The sequence below is a fragment of the Flavobacterium chungangensis genome (genome assembly GCF_042654045.1).
GTDB classification, from domain to species: domain Bacteria; phylum Bacteroidota; class Bacteroidia; order Flavobacteriales; family Flavobacteriaceae; genus Flavobacterium; species Flavobacterium chungangensis.
Genome location: NZ_JBHSFY010000006.1, coordinates 268800 through 288769, shown reverse-complemented (window position 1 = coordinate 288769; position 19970 = coordinate 268800). Strand labels below are relative to the sequence as shown.

Genomic DNA, 19970 nt, shown 5'->3' with positions numbered 1-19970 from the left:
CGCTATTTTTTTTGATAAAATTTCGACAAATCTCTTCTTAATAGTTAACAATTAAAGCCTTGATAAGTTTTAAAAGTGTTAGTTTAGGACATTAAATTTGTGGATTGAGAATTTGGTGCTAAATACAATAACCATATTAAAGATAATTTATCTATTACTAAAAGCAATTTCCTCCAGAGCCTTAGTATTGGTAACTGCTTTTTCTACTTCTTGCTTTCTCATATTGTCATTATCACCAGTTCCCGTGCTTAGAAGAAGTTTTTTAGGGATGATTGGTATTTTATCAAATATTGTAGAATATATTAAAACGGCCTGTAAAAAACCTCCATCGTTTATAAAATGAAGGGTGTTTTTGCCGTCACGGAGATTGTCTTTATTACCTGTTAGGTACTTATAACCGCTTTTGCCTTCATATGCATCTTTAACAGCATCACCCACTCTTAATACACCTGCATTTTTAATAAAAGCGGCAGCTAGAATGGTATTTTTACGTAATTCTGTATAATAATTATTGTATTCTGAGTTTGCATAAGATAAAGGAGACATATTTTGATAGACATAAATTGCTGCATCTGGACTGTTTTTATGTATTTTTTCTGCAAATAATTTCAAATTGTCTCTAAACTTAGAAAGGTTTGTTAGTGCAATTGGTGTCGATTCCTGAATTATAACATAATCATAATAATTACCATCCTTGTCTATATTAGAAAAATTTTGGTCGGCCTCTGTTTTATTAGTGAAATAAACTTTATTGAGCGAAACACCTATTGTTATCAGCTGCTGAACATTTATATTTTGATTATTGGCATTGCATAATTCCTGAAATAGAGTTGGACCGCTTACAAAGTATTCCATATGACTATTTCCAATAAATAATACACGTGGTGGACCTACGGCCTTTGGCGGTTTTGGTTTGCTGATACCGTCAGAAGTAATTGAGGTTTCTGACTTGAAATTATTACATGAAAAAAGGAGAATTGAAACAATAAGACTAGAAATTAAAATGTATTTTTTCATTGTTGATTTTCTATTAAAAAAAGATTTGCAAATCTCTCTTTAACACATAATCAAACTAGTCTCAAAAGGTTTTAAAAATAATAGAATAAGACAAAAAAAAATCACCTTATAAAAATATAAGATGATTTTAAATTTGTACTTATAAGTATTAGAAGCACTTTGCTTTCAGGATGTAGGTTTTCCTGTTACTCTAATGCTTTTTTATTTTCAAATTGTACAATTAAAAATTTATGGGACAAAAAAGGTGTTTAAACGTACTGTAAACAGTATAAATTGGGGTTGTTGATTGGATTAATCTGCTTTAAATTGGCTAAAATATACTGAGTGCAATCTTTACCGCCAAATGTCAAATAGAATAAAGATTTTGAAATGTAAGATGGCCTTAACAAAAGCGTGCGCCAGCTATGCGTTATATTTTTAAAGAAGTGTTTTAATGCGTATTTGATTGGTTTTTCCTCTGGACGAATGAAATAAATAGTGTAATCTTTAAGTTTAGTGATCAGATTTGGAAACATTACAAATCTTCCGCCTTGCTGTATCAATAAACTTATTTCAAACAATGACAAACCTTCAATATTTTCTGTTTTCATGATCTATTGTTTTTAATTTAATGTTAGTGGTAGTATTACGATGCAAAGTTGCGACAGAAATTTAAAAACAAAAGGCTTTAAAAGTTTTAAAACTAATAACTTAAGACATTTTTTAAATAAAAAAATCGGAAACTCAACTGAATGAATTTCCGATTATTATTTTATATATGCCGTTTCGCATTAATTTACACTAAGAGACAATTGATTATTTAATTCTGCATCTTTTTCGTAAACATCTTGAAAGAAACCAATTTCTCCGTTTTCATTTACCAATGAAGTAAAATAAGTAATGAAAATAGGTACTTTTTTAGAAAGTTTAAAACTGTTTTCTGCTTTACCATCCATTGCTTTGTCAATTTTTGCCTGATTCCATTCAGGATAATCTTTCAGCATGGCAACAGCCAATTCTTTTGCCATTTTTACATTAATACATCCGTGGCTAAAAGTTCTTTTTTCAAAATCGAATAAAGTTTTAGATGGCGTATCGTGCATATAAATATCATCTGGATTTGGGAACATAAATTTTACCAATCCTAAAGAATTGTCTGGACCTGGTTTTTGTCGTACTTGACCATTAACCATTTCCATGTTTTTCTCTGCAAGATAATTTGGGTCTGCAGCAATTTTAGATCTCAACTCGTTTTGTACAATACTTTGAGGAACTGTCCAATAAGGGCTAAAAACGATTCGGTCAATTTCTCCATTAAAAATGGTTGTTTTGGTAAGAGGAGCTCCAACAAAAACACTCGAAGTCAATACTACTTTTCCGTTTTTAACATAAAACAATTCATAAGAGGGAACATTAACCAAAACATACTCATCGCTGGCAGCAATTTGAGCCGAAATCTCACGGCATCTTTCCATGTTAAGTTTTAAAGTCGCAACTTTACTTTCAAGCGGAATATTCATTTCGTTAATATGCTCTTCTGCCAGAATGTAATTCGGTTTAAATCCGTTACGAACTTTGTATTTCATAACAGCGTCCATCAATTCACGATCGTAAACATCGCTTTTAGAATCTGTTTTTAAATCTCCTAATAAATACAAACGAGTTCTAACTTGCGAAATAGTGCTTGAAACAGCATCTGGACGCAACTCTTTATAAGGAGACTCAGCCGGAACAATTGGTTTGTATTTACTAGATTTTTCTAATCTTTTGTATTTTTTTAAAGCGTCTTGCAATTTGTAATATTGATCAAATTCTACTTTTTCATTACTTGCAACTGCTGTTGTTTCTGCCTCTTCTAATGTGCTGTAGTTTAAGAAATCTTTTAGCATAGTATCATAAGCTAGTTTTTTCTTGTCGGCATTGCTTTTTTTGGCGTACACTATATATAATGAACTCAGAAGCATATCTGCATCAGTTTGAGAAAGTGTACTTTTATCTGATGAAGTGCTAAACAATTGGTCTATTTCTTTTTGATAAGGAATAATTAAATCATTTGTTTTTTTTGCTTTTTCATACAAAGCAGAGCCAAATTCGTTGATTTCGTTTTCGTCAAACCAGATTGTGCCAAGAGTTCTGGTTTTGTATAAAGACATGACATCAGATTTATATCTTTTCAAATCTGAATATCTTTTGAAGAAATCGTTCGAAATTTCGTTTATATCATTTTGATTATGGTAAACAGTTAAATGATTTGAAGCTTTTTTATATTTAAAATTGTTGTTTTCAATTCTGTTAAAAGAAAATACAAAAAAACTCAAACTTAAAATTACGGTGAATGAATAAAATGTTTTCATTTTTTTAATTTTTACGTTATTACTTTTCTACGTAAGTCGTTGGTAAAAATTTGGGGCTTTTTTACAATGCTAAATTACTATGGGAGTGCTCAAAACGTGTTTCCTGATTTTGTTTAAATGTTGCGAAATTGCCATGTCTTTAAGCTTTCTTTAACTTATATCCATTAGTGGCAAGAATTAATACCTTTATATTGAAGAAAAAATATTTTCTTTTTTATTAACATAATGTTATTTGATTGACCAAATATTAAAATAATTTGTACATTGGTCGCTTAAAATTATCATATTCATAAAATGGAACAACAAATACCATATATTCCTAAAAATAAAGTAAGAATTGTTACCGCTGCTTCACTTTTTGACGGACATGATGCCGCCATCAATATTATGCGCCGTATTATTCAGTCAACTGGGGTTGAAGTAATTCACCTTGGTCATGACAGAAGCGTTGAAGAAGTGGTAAATACCGCCATTCAAGAAGATGCCAACGCCATTGCAATGACTTCGTATCAAGGCGGACACAACGAATACTTTAAATATATGTATGATTTGCTTCGCGAAAAAGGAGCGGGGCATATTAAAATCTTTGGTGGCGGAGGTGGAGTAATCCTTCCAAGTGAAATTTCAGAATTGCATGAATATGGTATCACTAGAATTTATTCTCCAGACGATGGACGTTCTTTAGGACTTCAGGGAATGATTAATGATTTGGTACAGCGTGCTGATTTTCCTATTGGAGATAAATTGAACGGAGAAATTGATCATATCGAAAATAAGGTTCCAACGGCAATTGCACGTTTGATTTCGGCAGCAGAAAATTTCCCTGAAATTGCAAAACCTGTTTTTGATAAAATTCACGAAAGCAATGCCACTTCTAAAATTCCAGTTTTAGGAATCACGGGAACGGGCGGAGCCGGAAAATCTTCTTTGGTAGATGAATTGGTTCGCCGATTTTTAATTGATTTTCCAGAAAAAACAATCGGATTAATTTCTGTCGATCCTTCTAAGAGAAAAACAGGAGGAGCACTTTTAGGAGACAGAATCCGTATGAATGCCATAAATAATCCTCGTGTATATATGCGTTCGCTGGCGACACGTCAGTCGAATTTGGCTTTGTCTAAATATGTAGCCGAAGCAATTCAGGTTCTAAAAGTCGCAAAATACGATTTGATTATTTTGGAAACTTCAGGAATCGGTCAGTCTGATACTGAAATTATGGATCATTCAGATGTTTCTTTATATGTAATGACACCAGAGTTTGGAGCTGCAACACAATTGGAAAAAATCGACATGCTTGATTTTGCCGATTTAGTGGCTTTAAACAAATTTGATAAACGTGGGGCATTAGATGCTTTGCGCGATGTAAAAAAACAATATCAGCGCAATCATGGTCTTTGGGATAAAAGCCCAGACGAAATGCCCGTTTTCGGAACGATCGCTTCGCAGTTTAACGATCCAGGAATGAACACGCTTTACAAAGCGATTATGGATAAAGTGGTCGAAAAAACGGCTTCAGATTTGAAATCGACTTTTGAAATCACTAAAGAAATGAGCGAGAAAATCTTCGTGATTCCGCCACACAGAACGCGTTATTTATCTGAAATTGCAGAGAATAATAGATCTTATGATGAAATCGCCCTTTCTCAGCAAAAAGTAGCGCAGAAATTATACGGAATTTTCAAAACCATCGAATCGGTTTCTGGAAAAGTACCTCAAATCAATAAAGGAGGAATCGATGATGCTACAGTTTTACCAAGCGGAATTGCAGAACACGACGAAAATAGAATTTTTTTAAATCTTTTATTGAATCAGTTTGATAAAGTAAAAATGGATTTAGATCCATACAATTGGGAAATTATCCTGAATTGGGATGAAAAAGTAGCGAAATATAAAAATCCGGTTTACTCGTTTAAAGTTCGTGATAAAGAAATCAAGATTGCAACGCATTCTGAAAGTTTATCACATTTACAGATTCCTAAAATTGCTTTGCCTAAATATGAAGGCTGGGGCGATATCCTGCGTTGGAATTTACAGGAAAATGTTCCAGGTGAATTTCCTTTTGCTTCGGGATTATATCCGTTTAAGCGTGAAGGCGAAGATCCGTCAAGAATGTTTGCGGGCGAGGGCGGACCAGAAAGAACCAACAAACGTTTTCATTATGTAAGTGCGGGAATGCCTGCAAAACGTCTTTCGACAGCTTTTGACAGCGTTACTTTATACGGAAATGATCCAGATTTGCGTCCTGATATTTATGGAAAAATCGGAAATGCAGGAGTTTCAATCTGCTGTTTAGACGATGCCAAAAAACTATATTCAGGTTTCGACTTGGTTCATGCTTTAACTTCGGTAAGTATGACCATTAACGGGCCTGCGCCGATGTTGTTAGGTTTCTTTATGAATGCGGCAATTGATCAGCAATGTGAGATTTACATCAAGGCAAATGATTTAGAAAAAGAGGTTGAAGCTAAAATCAACAAATTATATAAAGACAAAGGAATCGAAAGACCGAAATACCAAGGCGAACTTCCTGCTGGAAACAACGGTTTAGGATTAATGCTTTTGGGTGTTACGGGAGATCAGGTTTTGCCTTTGGAAGTTTATAACGAAATAAAAGTAAAAACGTTAGCTCAAGTTCGTGGAACGGTTCAGGCCGATATTTTGAAAGAAGATCAGGCGCAGAATACTTGTATTTTCTCAACTGAATTTGCTTTGCGATTAATGGGCGACGTTCAGGAATATTTTATTACTAAAAATGTTCGTAATTTCTATTCGGTTTCGATTTCTGGATATCATATTGCTGAGGCGGGAGCAAACCCAATTACGCAATTGGCGTTTACGCTTTCAAATGGTTTCACTTACGTAGAATATTATTTGAGTCGCGGAATGAACATCAACGATTTTGGACCAAATTTATCATTCTTCTTCTCAAACGGAGTAGATCCAGAATATTCAGTTATTGGTCGTGTAGCGCGTAAGATTTGGGCGAAAGCCATGAAAAACAAATACGGAGCCAACGAAAGAGCACAAATGCTGAAATATCACATTCAGACATCTGGTCGTTCGTTACACGCACAGGAAATTGATTTCAACGATATTAGAACAACTTTACAAGCTTTATACGCGATTTACGATAACTGTAATTCATTGCACACAAATGCTTACGACGAAGCCATTACAACGCCAACAGAAGAATCTGTGCGTCGTGCAATGGCAATTCAGCTGATTATCAATAAAGAATTAGGTTTAGCGAAAAACGAAAACCCAATTCAAGGTTCATTCATCATCGAAGAATTGACAGATTTAGTAGAAGCTGCAGTTCTTCAGGAATTTGACAGAATTACAGAACGTGGAGGAGTTTTAGGCGCAATGGAAACGATGTACCAACGCTCTAAAATTCAGGAAGAAAGTTTGTATTATGAAACCTTAAAACACAACGGAGATTTCCCAATTGTGGGTGTAAATACATTCTTGAGTTCAAAAGGATCTCCAACAGTAATTCCGGCAGAAGTAATTCGTGCGACTGAAGAAGAAAAACAATATCAAATTACAATGCTGGAAAACTTGCACCAGTTTCACGAAACAAAAGTAAACGAGCATTTAAATACGTTACAGCAAGCCGCTATTAAAAACGAAAACTTATTCGACCACTTAATGGAAGCTACAAAGGTTTGTTCTTTAGGGCAGATTACTTCGGCGTTGTTTGAAGTGGGTGGGCAGTATAGAAGGAATATGTAAATTTTATTTTTTAATTATATGGAAAAACCTCTCAAGATTATTGGGAGGTTTTTTTGTTAGAAATTATAATATGTCTTTCAATTTGAGAACCTTCTAATTAGGCCAAAGGCCTAAAAGCATCTTTAGCATTGGGCAAAGCCCAATGTCTATAATTGAGCCTGATAATAAAGCCCTGAAAGGGCGTAAGCTATTAGATAACAAGAATGGCTGTTGCCCTTTCAGGGCTTCGATTTGTATTGGGTTTTGTGTAGTAGGAGGTTCGTGGTGTTCAGGGTGTTCTCTAATAGGGCGTTGCCCTATTTTGGAGCTGTTAGCCTTTCAGGCTTTTTTATGCAAGCTTTTAAGAATCTAAGCTTCTTAATAAATTTCCCGTTAGCGCGAGCGTCTCGCTCGTGAATGCAAAGTAATGCACTAGCGTAACGCTTACGCCAGCAAAAAAAGTCCTATTATCAAATATAGCCCGTGGTTTCAACCACGGGTACACAATACGAGTAAGACAATATTACGTTCCCGTGGTTGAAGCCACGGGCTATATGTTTATCGTTTTGGAATAGCAAAGGAGAAAATCATTCATTAACAACCTCCCCAACAAACCCTAAAAACTCCATTTCATCCATAGGAAACAAATGCAGAACAGTTTCCAAAATCAGACTCACATTAATAGTTGCACTTTTATCTTTTTTAGAAAAATTATGCATCTCATTATCAAGCGCTAGAATGCATAATTTCAGTAAATCGGTAATGAGGCAGCCAAGTTCTAAGTAATTGACCACTTTAAATTGTGCGGTATAAGAATTGGCTTCATCGGTTGGTTTTAGCGTTGTAAAATACTGAGCGATTAATTTTTGCAGTTTTTGTAGTTTTTCTGTTTCGTTTGTTTCCATAAGACGTATATTTTTAAATGGTTTACAATTTGACTTTTATGAAATTATTATAAGAAAAATTGTACTTTTGTTTGATTCAGCGAAGGAAGAAATAGATTTTGCTGTACGAAATCATTTTTTGTCGTAATGCACGGCGTAAAATCTGTTTTTTACATTTTACCGATTTTGAGACTTTATTATTATCTTTGAATTATGAGCACACTAACAAAACCAAATCATATAGGGCGAAAAATAAGCCGTATTCGTGAACTTCGTGATATGAAGCAAGAAGCTTTGGCGCAAGCTTTAGGAACAAACCAGCAAGCGATTTCGGCTATGGAAAACAGCGAAACCATTGATGACGATAAACTTGTTGAGGTGGCAAAAGCACTTGGTGTATCAGTTGATGCCATTAAGAATTTTTCTGACGAAGCGGCAATTAATTATTTTAATACTTTTAATGAAAGTCCCAATAATTATTTCGGACTTAATAATTGCACTTTCAATCCATTAGATAAATTAATGGAAACGGTAGAAGAAAACAAAAAGCTTTACGAGCGTTTGCTTCAAGCAGAAAAAGATAAAATCGAATATTTAGAAAAGTTGCTCAAAGATAAGTAGTAATTGAATTGAAATAAAAAGCATCTGCCACGGCGGGTGCTTTTCTCATTTTAAAACTTTCCAATTATTGAAAATAGTACTAGAAAATAAAGGCATTAAAACAGATACTTATTTTATACCGCCATTTACTTTGTATGAAGGCGAAATAATCGTTTTGTATTTGTACAACGGAAAACATTTATATGATGCTGAGATCTTGCTCAGGAATATTTTTTGCGGCAAAACTAAGCATGAAAATGTGACCTTGCATAGAAAAATGACCTTTGTTGAGTATTTTAAAAGATCATACTTCAGGGATATTTTTTTTTCCTTTAACAACAGTAAAAAGATACCTTAAGAAAAATGCAAATTGCAAATTGCAAGAGTCCTTTATATAAAAGAATATTTGAAGATAAATGGAAATGGATAACGCCCGAAACAAGATTGGAGAAAATTCCAGGAACGCCTAAAAAGCTGTTAACCTTGTATGCGGCGCTTTCAAAGACGAAAGATATCGTGTTTGATCTTGTAGCATTGGATGATGAAGGTTATGAGTATTCTTTTAAAGCAATTGAAGCAATTGTAAAACAGGATGAAGGTTCGGCTATTTTATTGCATTGTTTTGATAATATGGAAGAATATGCATCTAATATTATTACCCTTGAATGGAACGCTGGTCATCCTCCGGAGGGAAATGAATTTCAATATAATTTTAAACTGAAAGGTGGTCTCTAGTCTAACAAAACAATAAAACTCCGTAAAGTTTGTCATTTCGACCGAAGGGAGAAATCTTCGCAAGTAGCTCCGCAAAAGTGCGTGCCCAGCGTACGAAGATTTCTCCTCCGTCGAAATGACAAGATTGTGGATTAAATATAAAAACCTCTCAGTAATGAGAGGTTTTTTTATATCAATTCAAGTTTGATTAAACTTTGCTTTTTATCGAAGTTTTTGGTTTGCGTTTTAATTTTTCAATCAGCGCATCGGCTTTTTCATTTTCAGAAATAGAACGTAACGATTCTGCGTAGCGGTAATAATAAACAGGATCTAAATCTGTGGTTAGAGCGAAGAGTTCACTGTACCATTCGGCTGCTTTTTCTAGTTCGCAATTCGAATACGATGAATTTCCTAGTTTTTGAAACAAGTCTACAGACTTGTAGCCTTTTGCCGCAACCTTTTCGTAAGTTCTTATAACATCGACATAGGCATACTTTTCGCCAACTTTATCGGTTTTATAATAAGTTTCGTTTTGTGCAGAAGCACGAAATGAAAATGCGATAAACAATACTAAAATAGCTAGTTGTTTTTGCATAGGTTTAGTTTTGGTATTAATCGTATTTTTTGAATTGCTTTTAAAATGATTCTCTACACCAAAAAAGCTTTATTAATCGTAAACGGCATTTTTACTTTATTATTTTACGATTAAAGATACTTTTAGTATACAAATATATGGAAATCAGTAATGTAAAGTGTTTTTTAACGATTTTTTTTTGATTTGGTCGATTCTGTTAATGATTTTTAAGTGTTTGATTTTGTGTGTTTTTGTGTGTTTTCAAAAGCTAGAAAAGTGATTTTAGATGCCGTGTTTTTCATTCGTTAAAAAATATAATTTAACTTTATGTCATAACGCAATTTTTAAGATGACAATACAAGAATATCTGAATAAAATAGAAGCTTTACGGCAAGAGAAGACAACGATTGCATTTCAAGAGAATGTTGATCTGGAGTTCTGTGTTCAAAAAATACAGCAGAGTAGTCCTGATGCATCTTTTATAATAGATGATTTGTTTCAAGAAATTTCCGAAATAATTTTTATAAATAAAGATGTGGTGAAATATTTTGCCAATCATTTAGGTTTGTTGTTTTTAGAAGAACAAGAATCTGGAAATGTATGTTTTGCCAATAGCGAAGAAGTGCGTGCAGAATATAAACAAAGCTTCAAATTGATAGATGTGCTGGATTATATATATGCTTTTGGACATTCTACTGCTTTTAAAGAATCTCAAAAAGTAATCGTTCCCTCTGAAAAAGATCTTTTTTGGAAACTGGTAAAAATTGGTTTGAGTTTAAGAAATGATAAAATCTAAAACAAAAAAGCAGCTCCTGGTACGGGCTGCTTTTCTAATTCTTTTTTTGGGGGCAAAAAATTAACGACGGAAAGATGGACTCTGGTTAACAGATTGATCTAACTTTACAGTCTTCACTTTTTTAGCAGCGACTTTAATTTCGTGTTTCGCAACTTTGTCGTTTGCTTTCACTTCAAGAACATACGTTCCAGCAGGAAAACTTTCTAAACTAATTGTTTTAGAAACTTCTAATTTGTCTGCTGCAGATTCTCCCGCATAAAGTAAATTGTGATTTTCGTCGTAGATAGAGAAAGATGCATTTTCTACAATGTCTAAAGTAAAGCTAACTACTTTTCCATTTCCTGTTTTGATATTTAAAATGTAATCACCTTTTCCATCAATGGCGTAGGTAAACACAGTCGCTAAAAAAAAGGCAGCAACTAAACCAGCTTTGGTAAATTTTGTCATGTTTTTTTTAAATTGTTAATTACTAAATGTGGAACGCGTAAAACTACAAATACAAATTTAATTTTTAGCAATAAATTAGCATTTTTAAACGCTTAAGTTATTGAATTGTAATTATTTCGGTATTTTGTTTGAACTATGTACGTAAATACTGTGCTTTTGGATTTATTTTTAGAAAACTTTTTTTAACACTTAAAAATCAAAGAGTTGAATTAATAAGAATAATTTTCAGAAATTTTCTGTTTCATCATCTGTTTTAATTCTTAAACAAAAAAAACAGCTCTGTAACCACCACGAGCTGTTTCTTATAAGCGCAATTTTAAAATTTTCTAACCTTAATTTATACCTTTTTGAAGTATAAAATTTTAGCGTGTAGCAACACTAGTGTTTTTAGCAAAACCAGCTTTGTAAACAGAAGAAACTGCATTTCTAGATAAAGATGCATTATCTCCTATTGTGATTTCATATTTTACTCTTTTTACACTGTCTTCTACTTCTAAATAGTAAGTTCCCTCAGGAAATTCTTCTAGGCTGAAAGTTCTTAAAATTCCATCTTTTCCAGATGCGCTTTCAGAATAGATTAAAGTTCCGTCCTTGTCATAAATAGCTAAATTGGCTTTCTGTACTTTGTTAAGTGCGAAAGTGATCAGTTTTCCATTAGCTTTTAATACATGAAGATTAAATTCTCCATTTCCATCAATTGCGTATGTGCTTATTCCTGTGAAAAGCAACGCTGCTACTAAACTCAATTTTGCAATCTTTTTCATGGTACTTAGTTTTAAATTAATAGTTCTAATTCTCTGATGCTAAATTACTTATGTATTGCGTGAAAAAGAGCAACTGTATTTTCCTATTTCTATGCTCTATTCTCATTTACGAAACCGTTATAGGTTAAAACGTGAATTATTTTTAACGTTTTTGTTAATTCATTTATTATTTTTCAATGTTTTACTTGATTTTAAGTTTACAATGGGTTAAGGATTTATTTACAAAAACGAAGTGAGTTTTTTAACCGCAAAGTACGCTAAGAATTATTATACAAGAGGTTTATAAAACGAAAAAGTTCGCAAAGCTTTGTGAAAAAAACTTTGCGAACTTTGCGTAAATCTTTGCGCACTTTGCGGTAAAAAACTTTGTGGTAAAAAAAAACAGCTCTATAACCACAAAGAGCTGTTTTTAAAACTTTTGAAAGTTTTTAAACTTACTAACTATCTAACCTCACTTTTATACTTTATGAAAGCATAAACTTTTTAGCGTGCTGCCACGCTTGTATTTTTAACAAAACCTGCTTTGTAAACAGAAGAAACTGCGTTTTTCGATAAAACAGAAACTTCATCAGTAATCGTGATTTCGTATTTTGCTTTTTTTGTATTGTCTTCTACTTCCAGGAAGTAAGTTCCTTCTGGAAATTCTTCTAGGCTGAAAGTTCTTAAAATCCCGTCTTTACCTGAAGCGCTTTCAGAATAAATTAAAGATCCATCTTTATCGTAAATTGCTAAGTTGGCTTTTTGCGTTTGGTTAAGACCAAAAGTGATTTGTTTACCATTAGCTTTAATTACATGCAGATTAAAATCTGCTGTTCCATCAATTGCGTATGTGCTTATTCCAGTGAAAAGCAATGCTGCTACTAAACTCAATCTAACAATCTTTTTCATGGTATTTAGTTTTTAAATTAATAGTTCTAATTCTCTGATGCTAAATTACTTCAGTTGTAAGTAAAAAATCAATACTATATTCTCCATTTTATATGCTATATTCTCATTTACGAAACCGTTATATGTTAAAATTTAATCTATTTTATACCGTTTTTGTTGATTCGGTTATTATTTTTCAACGTTTTTAGTAATTTTTAATTTACATTGAGATAACGATTTGTTTAAAAAATGTAGGAATTATAAAGGTGCTAAGGTTCTAAGATGTTGAGATTCTAAGTTTTTATTTGGATTGTGTATTGTAACGCAAAGGGCACAAAGGTTACACAAAGTTCACAAAGGTTTTTTGAGTAAATTTTATATAATAAAAAAGTTCGCAAAGCTTTATAATAATATAGCTTTGCGAACTTTGTATTTGCAACTTGACAAAAAAACTTTGTGAGTCTCTGCGAAAAAGCTCTGTGAATCTCTGTGTTATAACCCACAAAAAGTAAAGAGCAAAAAAAAACAGCTCAGTAACCACAAAGAGCTGTTTTTAAAACTTTTGAAAGTTTTTAACTTACTAACTATCTAACCTCACTTTTTATACTGTATTAGAGTATAAAGTTTTAAGTGCCGTGAAGAATTGCACTTAACCTTAATATTTTCTTAGTTAACAGAAACTGTTCCTTTTGAAGACAAAACAGAACTATTAGCGTCAACAGTGATATCGTATTTTACTTTTTTGAAGCTGTCAGCAACCTCTAAAATATATTTTCCTTGAGGGAATTCTTCTAAACTGAAAGTTCTTAAGATTCCGTCTTTACCAGAAGCATTCTCAGTATAGATTAAAGTACCATTTGTATCATATATACTAATAACTGCTTTTTGTAATTGATTAATTCCAAAAGCAATTACCTTGCCATTTCCTTTTAATACATGAAGATTTAATGCTTCATTTCCATCAATTGCATATGTACTCATTCCTGTTAGAAGTACTGCAAATACTAAACTTAATTTCATAACCTTTTTCATATTCTATAGTATTAAATTTTTTTCGTTCATTTTTCTGATGCAAAGTTATAGCAGCATGTGTGGTATTTTAACATCTATATTTTCCAATTTATATGCTATATTCTCATTTACGAAACCGTTATATGTTAAAATTTGACTTTAATGTTGTGTTTTTGTTAATTTGATTGTTTTTATTCAAAGTTTTTAAAAAACTGAATACTTCTTAAAATTTCCATTTTTCTTACAAATTTTAGCATATTGGTATAAAATCGAGTTTTAAATAGGATAAATAAAAAAAAAGTGAAGAAAAAAAATAAGACCCTAAAAAAAAGCCGAATTTGATATAAATTCTTCAGTGTTAAGAAAGTTATTTTAATGTAAAATTCGCATTTACGAAACCGTTATAGGTTAAAATTTAAATTATTTTAGGTGATTTTGTTAAATTTGCTATTATTTTTTAAAGAAATTATCATGAAGACTATTGCCCCAGCTCTTGAAGTGATAACTAACTCATACGGAAGTTCTTTTACCTACACTAAACACGCCGAAAAGACCAATAGTAAAGCTCATTTATGGCACTATCATCCAGAAATTGAATTGGTCTATATAAATGGTGGGGCAGGAAAAAGACAAATAGGAAGCCATGTTTCTTATTATACCAATGGTAGTTTACTTTTAATAGGAGCTAATTTGCCGCATTGCGGTTTTACAAATGAGCAAACAGGAAATACAACGGAAACCGTTATCCATATTAAACCTGAATTTTTAGGAAGCGACTTTTTTGTGGCGCCCGAAATGAAAAAGGTGCAAAATATTTTGAAACAAGCTAAAGGCGGAATCGCTTTTGGAGGTGAAACGAAAAAACGTATCGGTAAGAAAATTGAAATGATGGAGAATGAACCTCCATTTCAAAGACTTATAACGCTTTTGAGTGTTTTAGACGAATTGGAATCTGCTGAAGAATATACCATTTTAAATGCAGACGGATTTTCGATGGAATTGCAAACTCAGGATAATGATCGTATGAATGTGGTTTTCAATTTTGTAAAAGATCATTTTCAGGAATCTATTTCGATAGATGAGGTTTCGAGTCTGGTAAGTATGACCACGCCTTCTTTTTGCCGTTATTTCAAGAAGATATCCAATAAAACATTTACGGAGTTTGTAAATGAATATCGTCTAGTGCACGCTTCTAAGCTTTTGGCAGAACAGCCAATGAGTATTAATGAGGTTTGTTACGAAAGCGGTTTTAATAACTTCAGCCACTTTAGTAAATCGTTTAAACAATATACGGGTAAAAGCGCTTCACAATACCGTCATGAGCATAAGATTATAATCAGCTAGTTTTAGCTTGAGTTTTTTTTAGCCACCAATTCACGAATTTTATTTAATATTAATTCGTGAATTGGTGGCTATTTTTTTTGTTTTTCTATAAATTCTACGAATTGCTAATTTGTACAATTTATAGCATCAAGTGATCTGAATAATATTTCGCAATTATTTGAAAAATAATTCGTGAATCGGTGGTTATTTTTAGCATCCAAAACCAGTCGGATTTTTCATATATTTTATTCTGAAAAAAGTTATATTTACAAACCCTAATCAGAAAAAAAATATCAAAATGAAGAAATTTAAAATGCTATTGTCTGCATTTTTGCTTTGTCTTACCACCATGACATATGCTGCAAAAGTGGACACACTTCAAGTTGCCAGTACCGCAATGGGAAAAACCTATAAAGCAGCGGTAGTTTTGCCAAATTCTTATGCAAAAAGTAAAACGGCTTTTCCTGTAATGTACCTTTTGCATGGTGCTTACGGACATTTTAGCGATTGGCTAAAAAGTACTCCAAACAAAAAATTGGTTCACAATCTGGCGGATCAATACAATATGATTATTGTAATGCCAGAGGGGGAAACGTTTAGTTTTTATATTGATAGTCCTGTAAATAAAGAAAGTCAGTTTGAGACTTTTATTACACAGGAAGTAATTCAGAAAGTAGATAAAACCTATAAAACAATTGCCAATAAAAATGGTAGAGTTATTACAGGTCTGTCTATGGGCGGACATGGTGCATTGTATTTGTCAGCCAGGCATCCAGAATTATTTTGTGCAGCAGGAAGTATGAGCGGGGCAGTAGATATGAGTACGATGCTTAACAGAGATTCCTCAGCGCAGGTTGTAAAATTGATGCAGCCCGTATTTGGGGATAAAAGCGGTAATACAGAATTGTACGAACAAAATTCTGTTTTAAGAATGGCCGATAAATTGAAATCGAATAAGCTTCCTTTAATTATAGATTGTGGTGTAGACGATTTTTTAATCGAGCCAAATAGAGAACTGCACAGAAGATTGGTTTATAATAAAGTTGACCACGATTACACAGAACGTCCAGGAGCTCATACTTGGGATTATTGGGAAAACTCACTTCCGTATCACGTATTATTTTTTAATAAAATACTAGCTAGAAATCAGGTGACTGTGAAAAAATAAGGACATTTTTATGGTAAAATAAGCCAAATCACTTTTTTTGGTTTAATTTTTGGAATACCTTTATATATAATCCTTAAAAAAAAATAATTATGAAAAAGATACTTACCTTATTTGCAGTTATCGGTTTAATTGCATTTTCTAGCTGTGAAGGACCAGAAGGGCCTCCAGGACCAGAAGGGCCTCCAGGTTTAATAGGAGCGGTTTATGAAAACATTGCACCAAATTATTATAATTTTACTAATGCTAATGATTACAGCGTTAGATTTAATTTTCCTGTACCATTAGTAGATTCAGATGTAGTTTTAGTCTATCGTTTTGATGGCACTGATAATGGAGGTAGACCAGTTTGGCAAGCATTACCAGAAACTTATTATTTTGATGATGGAACTAGGGATTTTTCATTAAAATATGTTTTCACTTATAACTATGTGAATATTTATTTGGATGGAAATGATCAAGCAACTATTCCTGCAGATTATAGGTTGAATCAAATTTTTAGAATTGTTGTTGTTCCTGCAGATTTTGCCGCATCAGTAGATAAATCTAATTATTTAGAAGTAATGAAAGGTGCTAATTTAAGTGAAAGCCAAGTGCAAAAAATTAAGTTTTAATATTTTTAAATATAGAAGAATAAAAAAGGAAATCTTACGATTTCCTTTTTTAATTTATAGAAGAGCTTTATTGTTTGATAAATGTTTTTTGAGTAATGCCTAAAATTTGATTTTCAATTATAATAAAATATGTGCCCGTTGTAAGATTTGTAATGTCTATACCTATTAAATTAGGTGTTATAACGGAATAGTTATTTGAATTAACAATATTTCCAAGAACATTGGAAATGGTTACTTTGGAATTAGATATGTTTGCTGTACTTTCAATATTTAAAAAGGAAGAAGCTGGATTCGGGAAAACTTTTATATAAGGTTCTGCTGAGGTGCCTTGGAGAGAAACTTCATTACTGTAGCTCGAAATTGTTGCATTGATCCATTTTGTATTGGAATAGAATTTATAATTAATTTTAGCAATTCGTCTATAATTGTAAGATGATTCAAATGTATAAGTTGCTCCTCTATTGTTGTTGTTAATTACATTTAGAGGTTGGTTTGGAAAGTAATCTTTTGATGTTGCTCCTGTTATGTCTGACCATGTAGTAAGATTTCTTGATTTAGTTTGAATTTGCCATTGATATGAAATAGATGTTACAATAAAATCACGATCGATATTATCTGTATCTTCTACAGTTGAAGTTGATCCTGTAAAAATTTGAGGTTTTTCAAAGTTTGTAAGAGACTGAATTTTTAAAATTTGATCACAGCAAATGGTATTGTTAAAACGTAAACTTCTGACCGCGATTTTTACTTCATTACTTGTTCTTGAAATGTTTTTATAAATTGCTATTCTCCTTACTGAATAGTACGTGTCTTCAAAATTAGAAAGTTGAGATGGATCTGAAAAATCTATAGCTTCTGTATTTGCGTTAGGAATAGTGACCCATGGATTACTATTGTATTTAATGTCTTTGTATTCCCATCTGTAGCTATCTACATCTTTAATATCATCGCCTCTTTGATTCGTATGATTTGGATCACTTAAAATGTTCAAATTTATTTTAGATACAAAACCATTTATATTTAAACTTTTGAGATTAGATAATTCATAAAACCCTTCTGTGTTAGGAATTGAGCCATCAGTTGGGAAAATACTATTGGTCAATATCGGTGAAGGTACAACTGTAATTGTAACTGTATTACTTGTGTTCGGATATTCATTGCGATAAATATAACCTAGCTTTCTTTTTACTGTAAAGCTTCCTAGAGAAGTGGTGTGGTCTAGAGTTAAACTATGGTTAATATTGTCTACATTTAAAATATTAGGAGGAAGAGGGTTGCCATTTGTTTCCCAACTAGCTTTAATGCCATAAGGTTCTTTTTCGTAAGGATTTAAAAATTTAGAACCAGTTATAGGCTGTGGTTTGTCGCCTAGTCTTACAGTTTGGTTGCAACATAATGTATTGGTAATTTTTGTTGGGTTAGGCGCATCTGCAGGAGGGTTAAGAGTTGTGCCTGAATTCATTGTTGAATTTTTAATCACGGCTAAATTTGAGCTTCTATAAGCCGTTCCTGCAGGATTTTTGTATTCAGCAAAAATAAATCCGCCAGAAGTTAGAAAATCACTCCAGAATAAATTTATTACAATGCTACGAGTTGCAATTCTTCCGCCACCAAAAAACAAAGTGCCACTATCTCCTCCAGACGCAATATTGGCATTTAATACACTTGAATTAGAATAATATATTTTTAATGTTCCGTAGTCACTGACAGCAACATTGCTTGGAATATCAACTTTAACGTTTAATGAGACGGTTGAAGTTGGAACAGAGGCTAAATTGATTGGCCCAGAATTTACATTGGTATTATTTACCGCTGTAGGTGTTAAGGTAACGGTTTGTGCAAACATTAAAGCGTTTAGCATTAATGTTGCAATGAGAAATAAATAATTTTTTTTCATAACAATAATTTAAATTAAAAAGTCTAAAATAAATATTTATATGTAATTTCTTTAAATTTAAATGTTAAAATATAGGAAAAGTATTAAAAAATAACTGACAGTTGTATAAAAAAAGGAAATCGTAAGATTTCCTTTTTTATAAATATATGTTTTGAAACTAATTATTCTTCGCTTGACGAATCATTTAAAACTTTTTCTGGTCCGAATTTAAGAGAAACTAAGATTCCTACTAGAAGAGATAAAGCAATAAATCCTAAAGAAGCCCATTCTGGAACGTGGAAGAAATCGTGCAGAAGCATCTTTAATCCAACGAAAGCTAAAATTGCAACTAAACTGTATTCTAAATAACTGAATTTTGCTAACATACTTGCTAAGAAGAAGTACATAGAACGTAATCCAAGAATGGCAAAAATGTTCGAACTGAATACCAAAAAAGGATCTTTGGTAATAGCCAGAATTGCAGGGACACTGTCTACAGCAAATAAAACGTCCATTACTTCAATAACAATTAAAGCTACAAATAGTGGAGTAGCTGCTTTTTTTGCCGTTTTGGTTGAAATGAAAAATTTCTCGCCATCTGTTTCTGCTGTAATCGGCATAACTTTACCTAAAGCTTTATAGATAAAAGAATCTTTTGGATGAAAATCTTCTTCTTCTCCAGAAAAAAGCATTTTTATAGCAGTAAATATTAAGAAAACTCCAAAGACATAAGTTGTCCAAGCAAATTTATTGATCAGCATAACTCCGAAGAAAATCATTAATCCGCGGAAAACTATAGCGCCTAATATTCCCCAAAATAAAACACGGTGCTGGTATTTTTGCGGAATTTTAAAAGAAGCAAAAATAATAGCAATAACAAAAATATTGTCAACACTCAAAGATAGCTCGATTAAATAACCAGTAATAAACTTCATTGAAGCAACAGCAGGTTTGAGGTTATCTGGATTATCTATGTAGTCTGTGGTGTATAGCCAATAAATTACTCCCGAAAACAGGAATGATAAAGTAACCCAAACCAAGGTCCATTTGCTGGCTTCTTTTGTGCTAATAATATGGGGTGTTTTGTTGAAGACACCTAAATCTAAAGCAAGAATAAAAACTACAGCAAGTAAAAAGAGTGACCAGACTATCATAATAATTTTTTTTAATGATTTACAAAGATAAGTTTTGATGTTTAACTTAATTAATTTAAAAATTAAATTAACCCTAAAATTAAGTAATATTTGTTATTTGTAAAATGTTAAGTGTTA

At 32.3% G+C, this 19970-nt stretch carries 18 protein-coding genes; 7 read left to right on the top strand and 11 right to left on the bottom strand.

Features of this window, described 5'->3' with window-relative positions:
- Window positions 1-147 precede the first annotated feature (147 nt).
- The 3 genes from ACFO3N_RS12210 to ACFO3N_RS12200 all read right to left on the bottom strand — a co-directional run bounded on the left by ACFO3N_RS12210 (window position 148) and on the right by ACFO3N_RS12200 (window position 3350).
- Window positions 148-1017 carry a hypothetical protein gene (locus tag ACFO3N_RS12210; RefSeq protein ID WP_379798065.1) on the bottom strand — a complete coding sequence of 290 codons (870 nt, stop codon included), beginning with the start codon at window positions 1015-1017 and terminating at the stop codon, window positions 148-150.
- Between the two features lie 248 nt (window positions 1018-1265).
- On the bottom strand, window positions 1266-1607 hold the full coding sequence (locus tag ACFO3N_RS12205) for a hypothetical protein (RefSeq protein ID WP_379798063.1): 342 nt from the start codon (window positions 1605-1607) through the stop codon (window positions 1266-1268).
- A gap of 180 nt (window positions 1608-1787) precedes the next feature.
- Window positions 1788-3350 (bottom strand): L,D-transpeptidase family protein, encoded by a 1563-nt coding sequence (locus tag ACFO3N_RS12200; protein ID WP_379798061.1) that lies wholly within the window; start codon window positions 3348-3350, stop codon window positions 1788-1790.
- A 294-nt stretch (window positions 3351-3644) separates the two neighbouring features.
- Here ACFO3N_RS12200 and ACFO3N_RS12195 point away from each other — a divergent pair, with 294 nt between their 5' ends.
- Complete coding sequence (locus ACFO3N_RS12195) at window positions 3645-7085, top strand: methylmalonyl-CoA mutase family protein (RefSeq protein ID WP_379798059.1); 3441 nt, start codon at window positions 3645-3647, stop codon at window positions 7083-7085.
- 566 nt (window positions 7086-7651) lie between these two features.
- Here the strand turns inward: ACFO3N_RS12195 and ACFO3N_RS12190 are convergent.
- On the bottom strand, window positions 7652-7969 hold the full coding sequence (locus tag ACFO3N_RS12190) for a hypothetical protein (RefSeq protein ID WP_379798057.1): 318 nt from the start codon (window positions 7967-7969) through the stop codon (window positions 7652-7654).
- Window positions 7970-8161: 192 nt separating this feature from the next.
- Here ACFO3N_RS12190 and ACFO3N_RS12185 point away from each other — a divergent pair, with 192 nt between their 5' ends.
- Window positions 8162-8569, top strand: coding sequence for a helix-turn-helix domain-containing protein (locus ACFO3N_RS12185; protein ID WP_379798055.1), 408 nt, complete (start codon window positions 8162-8164; stop codon window positions 8567-8569).
- Between the two features lie 342 nt (window positions 8570-8911).
- Window positions 8912-9283 (top strand): hypothetical protein, encoded by a 372-nt coding sequence (locus ACFO3N_RS12180; RefSeq protein WP_379798053.1) that lies wholly within the window; start codon window positions 8912-8914, stop codon window positions 9281-9283.
- A 187-nt stretch (window positions 9284-9470) separates the two neighbouring features.
- On the opposite strand, the gene ACFO3N_RS12175 is transcribed toward ACFO3N_RS12180, so the two are convergent.
- Complete coding sequence (locus ACFO3N_RS12175; RefSeq protein WP_379798051.1) at window positions 9471-9857, bottom strand: tetratricopeptide repeat protein; 387 nt, start codon at window positions 9855-9857, stop codon at window positions 9471-9473.
- 328 nt (window positions 9858-10185) lie between these two features.
- On the opposite strand from ACFO3N_RS12175, the gene ACFO3N_RS12170 reads away from it, so the two are divergent.
- Window positions 10186-10632, top strand: a complete 447-nt coding sequence (locus ACFO3N_RS12170) for a hypothetical protein (RefSeq protein WP_379798050.1) — start codon at window positions 10186-10188, stop codon at window positions 10630-10632.
- 60 nt (window positions 10633-10692) lie between these two features.
- On the opposite strand, the gene ACFO3N_RS12165 is transcribed toward ACFO3N_RS12170, so the two are convergent.
- From ACFO3N_RS12165 to ACFO3N_RS12150, 4 genes are all read right to left on the bottom strand, one after another.
- Window positions 10693-11079 (bottom strand): secretion protein, encoded by a 387-nt coding sequence (locus ACFO3N_RS12165; RefSeq protein WP_379798048.1) that lies wholly within the window; start codon window positions 11077-11079, stop codon window positions 10693-10695.
- Between the two features lie 362 nt (window positions 11080-11441).
- Entirely contained in the window at window positions 11442-11843 is a 402-nt protein-coding gene (locus ACFO3N_RS12160) for a secretion protein (protein ID WP_379798046.1), read from the bottom strand.
- 483 nt (window positions 11844-12326) lie between these two features.
- Window positions 12327-12731, bottom strand: coding sequence for a T9SS type A sorting domain-containing protein (locus ACFO3N_RS12155; RefSeq protein WP_379798044.1), 405 nt, complete (start codon window positions 12729-12731; stop codon window positions 12327-12329).
- 645 nt (window positions 12732-13376) lie between these two features.
- Window positions 13377-13742: a T9SS type A sorting domain-containing protein gene (locus ACFO3N_RS12150; RefSeq protein WP_250835333.1), complete on the bottom strand. Its 366-nt coding sequence runs from the start codon at window positions 13740-13742 to the stop codon at window positions 13377-13379.
- 450 nt (window positions 13743-14192) lie between these two features.
- Between ACFO3N_RS12150 and ACFO3N_RS12145 the strand changes: the two genes are divergently transcribed.
- From ACFO3N_RS12145 to ACFO3N_RS12135, 3 genes are all read left to right on the top strand, one after another.
- Window positions 14193-15065 (top strand): AraC family transcriptional regulator, encoded by an 873-nt coding sequence (locus ACFO3N_RS12145; RefSeq protein ID WP_202000552.1) that lies wholly within the window; start codon window positions 14193-14195, stop codon window positions 15063-15065.
- Between the two features lie 277 nt (window positions 15066-15342).
- Entirely contained in the window at window positions 15343-16212 is an 870-nt protein-coding gene (locus ACFO3N_RS12140) for an alpha/beta hydrolase (protein WP_379798041.1), read from the top strand.
- A gap of 89 nt (window positions 16213-16301) precedes the next feature.
- On the top strand, window positions 16302-16823 hold the full coding sequence (locus ACFO3N_RS12135) for a hypothetical protein (RefSeq protein WP_379798039.1): 522 nt from the start codon (window positions 16302-16304) through the stop codon (window positions 16821-16823).
- Between the two features lie 67 nt (window positions 16824-16890).
- Here the strand turns inward: ACFO3N_RS12135 and ACFO3N_RS12130 are convergent, their stop codons facing one another.
- Both ACFO3N_RS12130 and ACFO3N_RS12125 read right to left on the bottom strand, forming a co-directional pair.
- Window positions 16891-18720 carry a T9SS type A sorting domain-containing protein gene (locus ACFO3N_RS12130; protein ID WP_379798037.1) on the bottom strand — a complete coding sequence of 610 codons (1830 nt, stop codon included), beginning with the start codon at window positions 18718-18720 and terminating at the stop codon, window positions 16891-16893.
- 161 nt (window positions 18721-18881) lie between these two features.
- Complete coding sequence (locus tag ACFO3N_RS12125) at window positions 18882-19853, bottom strand: TerC family protein (RefSeq protein WP_379798035.1); 972 nt, start codon at window positions 19851-19853, stop codon at window positions 18882-18884.
- Window positions 19854-19970: the final 117 nt, after the last annotated feature.

What these genes read in the sequence shown, in the direction of transcription:
- ACFO3N_RS12150 (WP_250835333.1), bottom strand. Translation starts at nt 13,742, where the DNA reads ATGAAAAAGGTTATGAAATTAAGTTTAGTATTTGCAGTACTTCTAACA.
- ACFO3N_RS12135 (WP_379798039.1), top strand. Translation starts at nt 16,302, where the DNA reads ATGAAAAAGATACTTACCTTATTTGCAGTTATCGGTTTAATTGCATTT.
- ACFO3N_RS12205 (WP_379798063.1), bottom strand. Translation starts at nt 1,607, where the DNA reads ATGAAAACAGAAAATATTGAAGGTTTGTCATTGTTTGAAATAAGTTTA.
- ACFO3N_RS12185 (WP_379798055.1), top strand. Translation starts at nt 8,162, where the DNA reads ATGAGCACACTAACAAAACCAAATCATATAGGGCGAAAAATAAGCCGT.
- ACFO3N_RS12210 (WP_379798065.1), bottom strand. Translation starts at nt 1,017, where the DNA reads ATGAAAAAATACATTTTAATTTCTAGTCTTATTGTTTCAATTCTCCTT.
- ACFO3N_RS12155 (WP_379798044.1), bottom strand. Translation starts at nt 12,731, where the DNA reads ATGAAAAAGATTGTTAGATTGAGTTTAGTAGCAGCATTGCTTTTCACT.
- ACFO3N_RS12190 (WP_379798057.1), bottom strand. Translation starts at nt 7,969, where the DNA reads ATGGAAACAAACGAAACAGAAAAACTACAAAAACTGCAAAAATTAATC.
- ACFO3N_RS12180 (WP_379798053.1), top strand. Translation starts at nt 8,912, where the DNA reads ATGCAAATTGCAAATTGCAAGAGTCCTTTATATAAAAGAATATTTGAA.
- ACFO3N_RS12140 (WP_379798041.1), top strand. Translation starts at nt 15,343, where the DNA reads ATGAAGAAATTTAAAATGCTATTGTCTGCATTTTTGCTTTGTCTTACC.
- ACFO3N_RS12165 (WP_379798048.1), bottom strand. Translation starts at nt 11,079, where the DNA reads ATGACAAAATTTACCAAAGCTGGTTTAGTTGCTGCCTTTTTTTTAGCG.
- ACFO3N_RS12170 (WP_379798050.1), top strand. Translation starts at nt 10,186, where the DNA reads ATGACAATACAAGAATATCTGAATAAAATAGAAGCTTTACGGCAAGAG.
- ACFO3N_RS12175 (WP_379798051.1), bottom strand. Translation starts at nt 9,857, where the DNA reads ATGCAAAAACAACTAGCTATTTTAGTATTGTTTATCGCATTTTCATTT.
- ACFO3N_RS12195 (WP_379798059.1), top strand. Translation starts at nt 3,645, where the DNA reads ATGGAACAACAAATACCATATATTCCTAAAAATAAAGTAAGAATTGTT.
- ACFO3N_RS12130 (WP_379798037.1), bottom strand. Translation starts at nt 18,720, where the DNA reads ATGAAAAAAAATTATTTATTTCTCATTGCAACATTAATGCTAAACGCT.
- ACFO3N_RS12160 (WP_379798046.1), bottom strand. Translation starts at nt 11,843, where the DNA reads ATGAAAAAGATTGCAAAATTGAGTTTAGTAGCAGCGTTGCTTTTCACA.
- ACFO3N_RS12200 (WP_379798061.1), bottom strand. Translation starts at nt 3,350, where the DNA reads ATGAAAACATTTTATTCATTCACCGTAATTTTAAGTTTGAGTTTTTTT.
- ACFO3N_RS12125 (WP_379798035.1), bottom strand. Translation starts at nt 19,853, where the DNA reads ATGATAGTCTGGTCACTCTTTTTACTTGCTGTAGTTTTTATTCTTGCT.
- ACFO3N_RS12145 (WP_202000552.1), top strand. Translation starts at nt 14,193, where the DNA reads ATGAAGACTATTGCCCCAGCTCTTGAAGTGATAACTAACTCATACGGA.